The following is an 11,874-nucleotide window of genomic DNA, read 5'->3' on the forward strand; positions in this document are numbered from 1 at the left end:
ACCATCTGACTGGATGTAACGCCTGGTGTGCATACGGCTCCTGACAGCCCAATATCAGGAGTCGTCTGCACCAATCTCGACTATGCTCAATACTCGTGTGCACCAAAGCGAGGTTTGGGCATGACATCAGACACTCCACCGATTGCCGCGCAAGGCGTGGCCACCCTGCCCGACGAGGCATGGGCGCAAGCCCGGCACCGGACGGAAATCATCGGGCCACTGGCAGCGCTTGAGGTGGTCGGGCATGAAGCCGCCGATGAGGCAGCCCAAGCGCTGGGCCTGTCCCGGCGACAGGTATATGTCCTGATCCGTCGCGCCCGGCAGGGTACTGGCCTGGTAACAGACCTGACGCCCGGCCGATCCGGCGGCGGCAAAGGCAAGGGGCGCTTGCCGGAACCGGTCGAGCGCATCATCCGCGAGCTGCTGCAAAAGCGCTTCCTGACCAAGCAGAAACGCAGCCTGGCGGCGTTCCACCGCGAAGTCGCGCAGGCGTGCAAAACCCAGAAGCTGCCGGTGCCGGCGCGCAACACCGTGGCCCAGCGGATTGCCGGACTACACCCGGCGAAAATAGCCCGCAGCCGGGGCGGGCAGGACGCTGCCCGTCCCTTGCAAGGCGCGGGTGGCATTCCGCCCGAAGTCACCATGCCGCTGGAACAGGTGCAGATCGACCACACCGTCATCGACCTGATCGTGGTCGACGAGCGCGACCGGCAACCGATTGGCCGCCCATATTTGACCCTCGCCATCGACGTGTTCACGCGCTGCGTACTCGGCATGGTGGTCACGCTGGAAGCGCCGTCCGCCGTCTCGGTCGGCCTATGCCTCGCGCATGCCGCCTGCGACAAGCGGCCCTGGCTGGAAGGGCTGAATGTGGAAATGGACTGGCCGATGAGCGGCAAGCCCAGGCTGCTCTATCTGGACAACGCGGCCGAGTTCAAAAGCGAAGCGCTGCGCCGTGGCTGCGAACAGCATGGCATCCGGCTGGACTATCGCCCACCAGGCCAGCCGCACTACGGCGGCATCGTGGAACGGATCATCGGCACGGCGATGCAGATGATCCACGACGAATTACCGGGGACGACCTTCTCCAATCCCGGCCAGCGCGGCGAGTACGATTCCGAGAAGATGGCCACCCTGACGCTGCGCGAGCTGGAGCGCTGGCTCGCGTTGGCGGTAGGCACCTATCACGGCTCCGTGCACAACGGCCTGCTCCAGCCGCCGGCCGCGCGCTGGGCCGAGGCCGTGGAGCGCGTTGGCGTCCCGGCCGTCGTTACCCGCCCCACCGCGTTTTTGGTCGATTTCCTGCCGGTGATCCGCCGCACCCTGACCCGCACCGGCTTTGTCATCGACCACATCCACTACTACGCCGACGCCCTCAAGCCGTGGATTGCCCGGCGCGAGCGCTTGCCCGCCTTCCTGATCCGGCGCGATCCGCGCGACATCAGCCGCATCTGGGTACTGGAACCGGAAGGTCAGCACTATCTGGAGATCCACTACCGCACCTTGTCCCATCCGGCCGTCACCCTCTGGGAACAACGCCAGGCGCTGGCCAAATTGCGTCAGCTCGGGCGCGAGCAGGTGGACGAGTCGGCGCTGTTCCGCATGATCGGGCAGATGCGCGAGATCGTGACCACCGCCCAGAAGGCCACGCGCAAGGCGCGGCGCGACGCTGATCGCCGCCAGCACCTCAAGACGTCGGAGCCACCGGCCAAGCCCATACCGCCGGATGTGGACATGGCTGACCCGCAGGCAGACAACCTGCCGCCGGCCAAACCGTTCGATCAGATCGAGGAGTGGTAGCCGTGGACGAATATCCCGTCATTGACCTGTCCCACCTGCTGCCAGCGGCACAGGGTTTGGCCAGGCTGCCGGCAGACGAGCGCATCCAGCGCATTCGCGCCGACCGCTGGATCGGCTACCCGCGCGCGGTCGAGGCGCTGAACCGGCTGGAAACTCTGTATGCGTGGCCGAACAAGCAACGCATGCCAAACCTGCTGCTGGTCGGCCCCACCAACAACGGCAAGTCGATGATCGTCGAGAAATTCCGGCGGGCGCACCCGGTCGGCACCGACGCTGACCAAGAACATATCCCGGTGCTGGTCGTGCAGATGCCGTCAGAGCCATCGGTGATCCGCTTCTATGTCGCGCTGCTGGCTGCGATGGGCGCGCCGCTGCGCCCGCGCCCACGGCTGCCGGAAATGGAGCAACTGGCGCTGGCCCTGCTGCGCAAGGTCGGCGTGCGCATGCTGGTGATCGACGAACTGCACAATGTACTGGCTGGCAACAGCGTTAACCGGCGCGAGTTCCTCAACCTGCTGCGCTTCCTCGGCAACGAGCTGCGTATCCCCCTGGTCGGGGTCGGCACGCGCGAGGCGTACCTGGCCATCCGTTCGGACGATCAGTTGGAAAACCGCTTCGAGCCGATGCTGCTGCCGCCGTGGGAGGCCAATGAGGACTGCTGCTCGCTGCTGGCCAGCTTCGCGGCGTCACTCCCGCTACGGCGGCCATCCCCGATTGCCACGCTGGACATGGCCCGCTACCTGCTCACCCGGAGCGAAGGCACCATCGGCGAGCTTGCACATCTGCTGGTGGCGGCGGCCGTCGCCGCCGTGGAGAGTGGCGAGGAAGCGATCAACCACCGCACGCTCAGCATGGCCGACTACATCGGCCCCAGTGAGCGGCGGCGACAGTTCGAGCGGGAACTGATGTGAAGTCCGCGCCGCGCTGGCCGCTGCATCCGGCACCCAAGGAAGGCGAAGCCCTGTCCTCATGGCTCAACCGGGTCGCCGCCTGCTACCAGATGGACGTGCACGAGCTGCTGGCCCACGATCTTGGTCACAGCCAACTTGATGACCTGGATACCGCACCATCCTTGTCGTTGCTGACGGCGCTCTGCCAGCGCAGTGGCGTCGAGCTGGAGCGGTTGCGCAGCATGAGTCTTGCAGGCTGGGTGCCGTGGCTGCTCGACAGTCTCGACGATTCGGTACCAGCAGCCTTGGAAACCTATACATTCCAATGCGCGGTGCTCCTGCCCAAGCGCACCCGCAAGGTGCGGTCCATCACTCGCTGGCGTGCCTGGCTACCGAGCCAGACGATTCGCCGGGCGTGTCCGCAGTGTCTGAACGATCCAACGAATCAAGCTGTGCTACTCGTCTGGCAGCTCCCCTTGATGCTGAGCTGCCCGCAGCATGGCTGCTGGCTGGAGTCCTACTGGGGCATGCCCGGCCGGTATCTTCAGTGGGAAATCGCCGATGCTGCGCCGCGCCCTGCCGATGACGCAATCGCCTGCATGGACCGGCGCACCTGGCAGGCGCTGACGACGGGTTTTGTGGAGCTGCCGCGTCGGCGTGTCCACGCCGGCTTGTGGTTCCGGCTGCTGCGCACCCTGCTTGATGAGCTGAACACGCCGCTCTCGCACTGCGGCAGTTGCTCGGCGAGCATCCGCCATGTCTGGGAGCGCTGCGGCCATCCGCTGCGCGCCGGGCAGAGTCTGTGGCGTCCCTACGAGATTCTGGCCCCGGCGGTGCAGTGGCAGATGCTGGAGGCGGCGGCCACCGCCATCACGCTGATCGAGTCAAAGGCGCTGATCCCGCGCGGGGAACAGGCCGCGCTGTTTCAGACGGAGCCGCACACTGGTTTCACCAACGGCCTGCCGGCGAAGGTGCCGAAGCCGGAACCCATCAACCACTGGCAACGAGCAGCCCAGGCCATCGATGAGGCCATCATTGAAGCGCGACACAACCCGGAGACGGCCCGCTTGCTGTTCACACTGGCGTCCTACGGGCGACGCGACCCCGAATCCCTGGAACGTTTGCGCGCCACGTTCACCAAGGAGGGCATCCCGCCGGAGTTTTTGTCACATTACGAGCCTGAATGGCCGTTTGCAGGTCTTAGACTAAATGACGGGTTAAGTGACAGTTTTTGACGGCGAGAACTTTCTGGCTCACACTGTCACATAATCGAACGTTTGTGATACATGCTGATCGGATATGCCCGCGTCTCCAAAGCCGATGGCTCGCAGTCTCTCGACCTGCAGCACGACGCCTTGCGCGCCGCAGGTGTCGAACGGGACAATATCTATGATGATCTTGCTTCCGGCGGTCGTGATGATCGCCCTGGTTTGACCGCTTGCCTCAAGTCATTGCGTGACGGCGATGTGCTGGTGGTCTGGAAGCTCGATCGCCTCGGACGATCGCTTGCCCATCTGGTCAACACGGTGAAGGAGCTGTCAGACCGCAAGATCGGCCTGCGGGTTCTGACTGAAAAGGGCGCTCAGATCGACACCACGACTGCGTCCGGTCGCATGGTGTTCGGAATCTTCGCCACCTTGGCTGAGTTCGAGCGGGATCTGATCCGAGAGCGCACCATGGCGGGTCTCGCCTCCGCGAGAGCGCGCGGTCGCAAGGGCGGACGAAAATTCGCGCTCACCAAAGCTCAGGTGCGTCTCGCGCAAGCCGCCATGGCCCAGCGCGATACTTCAGTTTCCGATCTCTGCAAGGAACTTGGCATCGAGCGCGTCACTCTCTACCGGTACGTCGGCCCCAAAGGCGAGCTCAGAGACCATGGAAAGCATGTTCTTGGCCTTGCATAGCAACTCTTTTCTTTTCGCAGGTTGAGCCACCTCCGCGCCTCATCAGCAAACTGAAGGAACCTCCATTGAATCGGACTTATATTTTTTTGGGTGAATCGCATTCTGACTGGTTGCCTGTCAGAGGCGGAGATGTCGTTTTCAGAAGACGGCTGCACTGAACGTCAGAAGCCGACTGCACTATAGCAGCGGAGGGGTTGGATCCATCAGGCAACGACGGGCTGCTGCCGGCCATCAGCGGACGCAGGGAGGACTTTCCGCAACCGGCCGTTCGATGCGGCACCGATGGCCTTCGCGCAGGGGTAGTGAATCCGCCAGGATTGACTTGCGCTGCCCTACCTCTCACTAGTGAGGGGCGGCAGCGCATCAAGCGGTGAGCGCACTCCGGCACCGCCAACTTTCAGCACATGCGTGTAAATCATCGTCGTAGAGACGTCGGAATGGCCGAGCAGATCCTGCACGGTTCGAATGTCGTAACCGCTGCGGAGCAAGGCCGTCGCGAACGAGTGGCGGAGGGTGTGCGGTGTGGCGGGCTTCGTGATGCCTGCTTGTTCTACGGCACGTTTGAAGGCGCGCTGAAAGGTCTGGTCATACATGTGATGGCGACGCACGACACCGCTCCGTGGATCGGTCGAATGCGTGTGCTGCGCAAAAACCCAGAACCACGGCCAGGAATGCCCGGCGCGCGGATACTTCCGCTCAAGGGCGTCGGGAAGCGCAACGCCGCTGCGGCCCTCGGCCTGGTCCTTCAGCCACCATGCCCGTGCACGCGACAGCTGCTCGCGCAGGCTGGGTGCCAAGCTCTCGGGTAACATCAAGGCCCGATCCTTGGAGCCCTTGCCCTCCCGCACGATGATCGTGCCGTGATCGAAATCCAGATCCTTGACCCGCAGTTGCAAACCCTCACTGATCCGCATGCCCGTTCCATACAGAAGCTGGGCGAACAAACGATGCTCGCCTTCCAGAAAACCGAGGATGCGAACCACTTCATCCGGGGTCAGCACCACCGGCAAGCGCCGCGACGGCCGAGGTCTTCCGATCTCCTGAAGCCAGGGCAGATCCGTGCACAGCACCTTGCCGTAGAAGAACAGCAAGGCCGCCAATGCCTGACGATGCGTGGAGACCGAAACCTTGCGCTCGTTCGCCAGCCAGGACAGAAATGCCTCGACTTCGCTGCTGCCCAAGGTTGCCGGGTGACGCACACCGTGGAAACGGATGAAGGCACGAACCCAGTGGACATAAGCCTGTTCGGTTCGTAAGCTGTAATGCAAGTAGCGTATGCGCTCACGCAACTGGTCCAGAACCTTGACCGAACGCAGCGGTGGTAACGGCGCAGTGGCGGTTTTCATGGCTTGTTATGACTGTTTTTTTGTACAGTCTATGCCTCGGGCATCCAAGCAGCAAGCGCGTTACGCCGTGGGTCGATGTTTGATGTTATGGAGCAGCAACGATGTTACGCAGCAGGGCAGTCGCCCTAAAACAAAGTTAGAAAAGGTAAAGTATGAACAAGTTATCTGTATTCTTTATGTTTATGTTTTGTAGCATTACTGCCGCAGGAGAGTCTTTGCCAGATTTAAAAATTGAGAAGCTTGACGAAGGTGTTTATGTTCATACTTCGTTTGAAGAAGTTAACGGTTGGGGTGTTGTTCCTAAACACGGCTTGGTGGTTCTTGTAAATACTGAGGCCTATCTGATTGACACTCCATTTACGGCAAAAGATACTGAAAAGTTAGTCACTTGGTTTGTGGAGCGCGGCTATAAAATAAAAGGCAGTATTTCCTCTCATTTTCATAGCGACAGCACGGGCGGAATAGAGTGGCTTAATTCTCAATCTATCCCCACGTATGCATCTGAATTAACAAATGAACTTCTTAAAAAAGACGGTAAGGTACAAGCTAAAAATTCATTTAGCGGAGGTAGCTATTGGCTAGTTAATAATAAGATTGAAGTTTTTTATCCTGGTCCAGGGCACACTCCAGATAACGTAGTGGTTTGGCTACCTGAAAATAGAGTTTTGTTCGGTGGTTGTTTTGTTAAACCGTACGGTCTTGGTAATTTGGGTGACGCAAATTTAGAAGCTTGGCCAAAGTCCGCCAAAATATTAATGTCTAAATATGGTAAAGCAAAGTTGGTTGTTTCAAGTCATAGTGAAACTGGGAACGCATCACTCTTGAAACTTACTTGGGAGCAGGCTGTTAAAGGGCTAAAAGAAAGTAAAAAACCATCACTGCCAAGTAACTAATTTTCTAACAAGTCGTTGCAGCACCGCTCCGGCACTTCGTGCCTGCGCTGGACAGTTTTTAAGTCGCAGTTTTATGGTTTTGCTGCGCAAAAGTATTCCATAAAACCACAACTTAAAAACTGCCGCTGAACTCAGCGTTAGGCTGCCAAACCTTTTTCCAACCTTCGGAGTGAAGAATGATGAAAGATTGGGTTCCAATCACGCATGCAAATTGTAAAGATATGCAGGGACCGTTTTATCATGGTACCAAAGCTAAATTATCGGTAGGTGAACTCCTAACAACTGGGTTCAACACTCATTTTGAAGAGGGTCGCACACTCAAACACGTTTATTTTTCAGCTATGCTTGAGCCAGCAATTTGGGGCGCTGAACTTGCTGTTTCACTGTCAGGTCTAGATGGCCGGGGATACATATACTTAGTTGAACCAACTGGACCTTTTGAGGATGACCCTAATCTTACCAATAAGAAATTTCCAGGGAATCCAACAATGTCCTATCGAACTTCCGAACCCCTCCAGATTGTTGGGCTCGTTGAAGAGTGGGAGGGACACTCTGCTGAAGCCCTGAAAACGATGCTGGATTCCTTGGAGAATCTAAAGCGCAATGGTCTTCATGTCATATATGATTAAGCGGAGCCTGCCTAACAAATCGTTCCAGCAACGTGCGCTTCGCGCACTCGACAGTCTGTAAGTCGCCTTTTTGTGGTTTTGCTACGCAAAAGTATTCCACAAAAAACCAACTTACAGACTGCGGCTGAACTTAGCGTTGAACGACAGCTTTCCCAAAAGCTCTACGGCTGCTCTGGGTCGACACCGGTAATCGGATCGTTGCCGCACTGAACAGCGCCCCGTTCCAGGTCGCCTCCATTTATGCGGCTGAACCGAGGGAGAGCAGCTTTACGCCGTCTGGCCGCAGTTCGCCCTTGGGCGACACGTGCCGGTAGAGCGTCTGCCGGGTAATCCCGAGTTCTTCGCAGAGATCGCCCACCTTGGTTTCCGGTTGCCCCATGCTGGCCATCGCCAGGCGTAGCTTGGCGGCGGTCATCTTGAAGGGGCGCCCCCCTTTCCTGCCGCGAGCGCGCGCCGAGATAAGTCCAGCGACTGTTCGCTCGGAAATCAACTCACGCTCGAACTCGGCCAGCGCGGCAAAAATACCGAACACAAGCTTGCCGGCGGCAGTCGTCGTGTCGACCGCCGCACCGTGACCGGTCAGGACCTTCAGGCCCACGCTACGCGCAGTTAGGTCGTGCACGGTGTTGATCAGGTGGCGCAGATCACGGCCAAGCCGATCGAGCTTCCACACGATCAGCGTGTCCCCTTCACGAAGCGCCTTCAGGCAAGCAGCCAACCCTGGGCGATCATCGCGCCTGCCCGAGGCCAGATCCTCGTAAAGGTGCGCAAGGCTCACACCAGCGGCGATGAGCGCATCGCGTTGCAAATTGGTGGACTGGGATCCGTCCGCCTTCGATACCCGCATGTAGCCGATCAGCACCTTTTCACCCGTCACGTATACGTTGGTTTGAGGCGGCGCTTCGGCCACGATTGCATTGACCTCTGGAAATGTATCTCAACCAGCTTCATAAACAAAGCGTCTTGAACGCTATCAGATTTTGAAAAAGGAACATGTATGCCGCGTCGCGTCACTCTAACCGATCGGCAGAAAGACGCGCTGTTGCGCTTGCCGACTTCACAGACGGATTTGCTCAAGCACTATACGCTGAGTGATGAAGACCTTGGGCATATCAGGCTGCGTCGGCGCGCTCACAACAGGTTCGGCTTCGCCCTGCAATTGTGTGTCCTGCGCTATCCCGGCCGGGTGCTGGCTCCAGGCGAACTGATCCCTGCAGAGGTCATCGAATTTATCGGAGCGCAGCTTGGCCTGGGTGCCGACGATCTCGTAGACTATGCTGCCCGCGAGGAAACACGGCACGAGCATCTTGCCGAGTTACGGGGGCTCTACGGCTTCCGCACCTTCTCCGGACGTGGTGCGAGCGAGCTGAAGGAATGGTTGTTCCGAGAAGCCGAGATGGCGGTGTCGAACGAGGATATCGCCCGTCGCTTCGTAGCCGAGTGCCGACGCACCCGCACTGTCCTTCCCGCGACATCCACGATCGAGCGGCTTTGTGCCGCGGCTCTCGTCGATGCCGAGCGACGCATCGAGACGAGGATCGCCAGTCGGCTGCCTATGTCGATCCGAGAACAGTTGCTGGCATTGCTCGAGGAGACGGCTGATGATCGGGTGACCCGTTTTGTGTGGCTGCGCCAGTTCGAGCCTGGCTCGAACTCTTCGTCGGCCAACCGGCTGCTCGACCGGCTCGAATATCTGCAACGCATCGATCTCCCCGAGGATCTGCTTGCCGGCGTTCCTGCCCATCGGGTGACTCGTCTGCGCAGGCAGGGTGAACGGTATTATGCCGACGGCATGCGCGATCTCCCGGAGGACAGGCGGCTTGCGATCTTGGCTGTTTGCGTCTCGGAATGGCAGGCGATGTTGGCCGACGCAGTGGTCGAAACCCACGACCGGATCGTCGGCCGTCTCTACCGTGCTTCGGAGCGTATTTGCCATGCAAAGGTCGCAGACGAAGCGGGGGTGGTGCGTGACACCCTGAAATCCTTCGCCGAGATCGGGGGCGCCCTGGTCGATGCACAGGATGATGGCCAGCCGCTGGGCGATGTCATCGCGAGTGGGTCAGGGTGGGACGGCTTAAAAACCCTTGTTGCAATGGCAACCAGGCTGACCGCCACCATGGCCGACGATCCGCTCAATCATGTGCTCGACGGTTATCACCGCTTCCGCCGATACGCTCCACGCATGTTGCGCCTGCTCGATCTGCGAGCTGCGCCCGTTGCACTGCCGCTTCTGGAAGCGGTGACGGCCCTTCGTACCGGTTTGAACGATGCCGCGATGACCAGCTTCTTGCGGCCCAGCTCGAAATGGCATCGCCACCTTCGGGCCCAGAGGGCTGGCGACGCTCGCCTATGGGAGATCGCGGTGCTGTTCCATCTGCGCGATGCGTTCCGCTCCGGAGATGTCTGGCTTACTAGGTCCCGGCGCTATGGCGATCTGAAACACGCACTCGTTCCGGCACAATCCATCGCGGAAGGCGGTCGTCTCGCTGTGCCATTGCGGCCGGAGGAATGGCTGGCAGACCGGCAAGCTCGCCTCGACATGCGGTTGCGCGAGCTTGGCCGTGCCGCTCGCGCAGGCACGATCCCGGGCGGGTCGATTGAAAACGGCGTTCTGCATATCGAGAAACTCGAAGCCGCCGCGCCGACAGGCGCCGAAGATCTGGTGCTCGATCTCTACAAGCAGATCCCGCCCACGCGCATCACCGATCTCCTGCTGGAGGTGGATGCGGCGACCGGCTTCACCGAAGCGTTCACCCATCTGCGCACAGGAGCACCCTGCGCTGACCGGATCGGGCTAATGAACGTTATCTTGGCGGAAGGGATCAACCTCGGCTTGCGCAAAATGGCGGATGCGACAAACACCCACACCTTCTGGGAATTGATCCGCATTGGACGGTGGCATGTCGAGGGCGAAGCCTATGACCGGGCGCTGGCCATGGTGGTCGAGGCACAGGCAGCGTTACCCATGGCCCGGTTCTGGGGCATGGGCACGTCGGCTTCGAGCGACGGACAGTTCTTCGTCGCTACAGAGCAAGGTGAGGCCATGAACCTGGTCAACGCGAAATATGGCAATACCCCGGGCCTGAAAGCCTATAGCCACGTCTCCGACCAATATGCGCCGTTCGCAACCCAGGTGATTCCTGCAACGGCAAGCGAAGCGCCTTACATCCTCGATGGCCTGCTGATGAACGATGCTGGACGCCATATCCGCGAGCAGTTCACCGACACGGGCGGCTTCACCGATCACGTCTTTGCCGCATGTGCCATTCTCGGCTACCGGTTCGCTCCGCGCATCCGCGACCTGCCATCCAAACGGCTCTACGCGTTCAATCCGTCGGCCGCCCCGGCGCACCTGCGAGCGTTGATGGGGAGCCCGCAGAATTCGGAAAAAATCGTACGCTAACAGTGCAAGCGTCCCGACCACGCCCGACTGTAGCTTGTTGACCGGTTAATCTGTCTCGCGGCTAAAGCGATAGAACAGGTTCGGCTCGCTGACCACGTACAAATACCCTTCATCGTCGATGGTTACGCCTTCGGCCTGGGGTATGCCCTTCAGCAAACCAGCAAACCCTCTCGCCAGGGAGCGGAAACTCACCACTTTGCCCTCGTCGGTCATTTCAATCAGCAGTTTCGACTCGTCACTGAGCAGAATCAGATGGCCACTCTGTTGGTCGAAGACGACCGAAGATAAGTCAGTCGCAAACACCTTGTCCTTTACCAAGCTGGACAGGTCGCGGACGTGCAGGGAAAAACCTCCTGCCAGGCTGGCACGAAGGCCGCCCACTTCCAGCAATTGGCGGGGGTCACGCTCCTTGGTCACAAACAGGCGGTCGCCTTTCAGGTCGTAGGCGAGCCCTTCAAGGCCTTTGTTGTCCTCCTTGCCAAGCGCCAGGGTCAGAGCTGGATACTGGTCTCGGCTCAATGGTCGATCAGGAGAAAGTTTACCGTCTTCAGCGATGGGGACATCCACGACAACCAGGCTCTGCCGGCGCTCTTCGGCGATTACCAGCTGGCCGTTGCCGGCATAGGACACCGCCTCCACATCGTGGAAGCCATCCAGGCTGTAACGTCTTTCCACATCACCGTCACGACTGAGGGCCAATAGTTCGTTTGGGCCGTTGGTGACCGCCCACAGCAGGTTTAGGTCAGGGTCGAAGGTCAGGCCCGAAAGATTGTTGTCCACACCTGGAACCGGCTTAGCATCCAGCTCAACCCGATAGTCAGGCAGCCACACAGAGCGCTCCTGCCAATCATCGGTGTGCCAGTGGGTCTTGATCCAGAAGTACAAACGATCATCAAGGTGATGGGTGCGGACTTGGAATACGGCGAGCAGGGCAAGGCACAACAGCACCCACATCCAAGCACTTGCTTTCCGTGTTCGGCCCAGCCAGTGTTTAGCCATCGAATACATCAGA

General features: G+C 59.6%; 9 protein-coding genes and 1 pseudogene. 7 read left to right on the forward strand and 3 right to left on the reverse strand.

Annotation, left to right across the window (positions count from 1 at the left end; genetic code table 11):
- The first annotated feature begins 120 nt into the window (after positions 1-120).
- The 4 genes from L1P09_RS25470 to L1P09_RS25485 are packed head-to-tail and all read left to right on the forward strand — an operon-like array spanning position 121 to position 4,591.
- Positions 121-1,800: a Mu transposase C-terminal domain-containing protein gene (locus L1P09_RS25470; RefSeq protein ID WP_003465068.1), complete on the forward strand. Its 1,680-nt coding sequence runs from the start codon at positions 121-123 to the stop codon at positions 1,798-1,800.
- Positions 1,801-1,802: 2 nt separating this feature from the next.
- On the forward strand, positions 1,803-2,711 hold the full coding sequence (locus L1P09_RS25475) for a TniB family NTP-binding protein (RefSeq protein WP_003465065.1): 909 nt from the start codon (positions 1,803-1,805) through the stop codon (positions 2,709-2,711).
- Positions 2,708-3,925, forward strand: coding sequence for a TniQ family protein (locus L1P09_RS25480; RefSeq protein ID WP_003465063.1), 1,218 nt, complete (start codon positions 2,708-2,710; stop codon positions 3,923-3,925). The genes L1P09_RS25475 and L1P09_RS25480 overlap by 4 nt, the downstream gene beginning before the upstream one ends.
- A gap of 51 nt (positions 3,926-3,976) precedes the next feature.
- Positions 3,977-4,591, forward strand: coding sequence for a recombinase family protein (locus L1P09_RS25485; RefSeq protein ID WP_099593669.1), 615 nt, complete (start codon positions 3,977-3,979; stop codon positions 4,589-4,591).
- Positions 4,592-4,923: 332 nt separating this feature from the next.
- Here the strand turns inward: L1P09_RS25485 and intI1 are convergent, their stop codons facing one another.
- Complete coding sequence (gene intI1 / locus L1P09_RS25495; RefSeq protein ID WP_000845048.1) at positions 4,924-5,937, reverse strand: class 1 integron integrase IntI1; 1,014 nt, start codon at positions 5,935-5,937, stop codon at positions 4,924-4,926.
- A 152-nt stretch (positions 5,938-6,089) separates the two neighbouring features.
- On the opposite strand from intI1, the gene L1P09_RS25500 reads away from it, so the two are divergent.
- Positions 6,090-6,830, forward strand: a complete 741-nt coding sequence (locus tag L1P09_RS25500) for a subclass B1 metallo-beta-lactamase IMP-15 (RefSeq protein WP_063860575.1) — start codon at positions 6,090-6,092, stop codon at positions 6,828-6,830.
- 176 nt (positions 6,831-7,006) lie between these two features.
- Positions 7,007-7,459 (forward strand): NAD(+)--rifampin ADP-ribosyltransferase, encoded by a 453-nt coding sequence (gene arr, locus L1P09_RS25505; protein WP_235768292.1) that lies wholly within the window; start codon positions 7,007-7,009, stop codon positions 7,457-7,459.
- 238 nt (positions 7,460-7,697) lie between these two features.
- Here the strand turns inward: arr and L1P09_RS25510 are convergent, their stop codons facing one another.
- Positions 7,698-8,321 (reverse strand): recombinase family protein, encoded by a 624-nt coding sequence (locus L1P09_RS25510; protein ID WP_003155741.1) that lies wholly within the window; start codon positions 8,319-8,321, stop codon positions 7,698-7,700.
- Positions 8,322-8,456: 135 nt separating this feature from the next.
- Between L1P09_RS25510 and L1P09_RS25515 the strand changes: the two are divergent.
- Positions 8,457-10,856, forward strand: a pseudogene (locus L1P09_RS25515) (Tn3 family transposase); the annotation flags it as partial.
- Positions 10,857-10,907: 51 nt separating this feature from the next.
- Here L1P09_RS25515 and L1P09_RS25520 read toward each other — a convergent pair.
- Positions 10,908-11,870, reverse strand: a complete 963-nt coding sequence (locus tag L1P09_RS25520; protein ID WP_119673425.1) for an SdiA-regulated domain-containing protein — start codon at positions 11,868-11,870, stop codon at positions 10,908-10,910.
- Positions 11,871-11,874: the final 4 nt, after the last annotated feature.

The sequence above is a fragment of the Pseudomonas juntendi genome, from assembly GCF_021560075.1.
GTDB lineage: Bacteria > Pseudomonadota > Gammaproteobacteria > Pseudomonadales > Pseudomonadaceae > Aquipseudomonas > Aquipseudomonas juntendi.

What these genes read in the sequence shown, in the direction of transcription:
- L1P09_RS25520 (WP_119673425.1), bottom strand. Translation starts at nt 11,870, where the DNA reads ATGTATTCGATGGCTAAACACTGGCTGGGCCGAACACGGAAAGCAAGT.
- L1P09_RS25500 (WP_063860575.1), top strand. Translation starts at nt 6,090, where the DNA reads ATGAACAAGTTATCTGTATTCTTTATGTTTATGTTTTGTAGCATTACT.
- L1P09_RS25470 (WP_003465068.1), top strand. Translation starts at nt 121, where the DNA reads ATGACATCAGACACTCCACCGATTGCCGCGCAAGGCGTGGCCACCCTG.
- L1P09_RS25485 (WP_099593669.1), top strand. Translation starts at nt 3,977, where the DNA reads ATGCTGATCGGATATGCCCGCGTCTCCAAAGCCGATGGCTCGCAGTCT.
- intI1 (WP_000845048.1), bottom strand. Translation starts at nt 5,937, where the DNA reads ATGAAAACCGCCACTGCGCCGTTACCACCGCTGCGTTCGGTCAAGGTT.
- arr (WP_235768292.1), top strand. Translation starts at nt 7,007, where the DNA reads ATGATGAAAGATTGGGTTCCAATCACGCATGCAAATTGTAAAGATATG.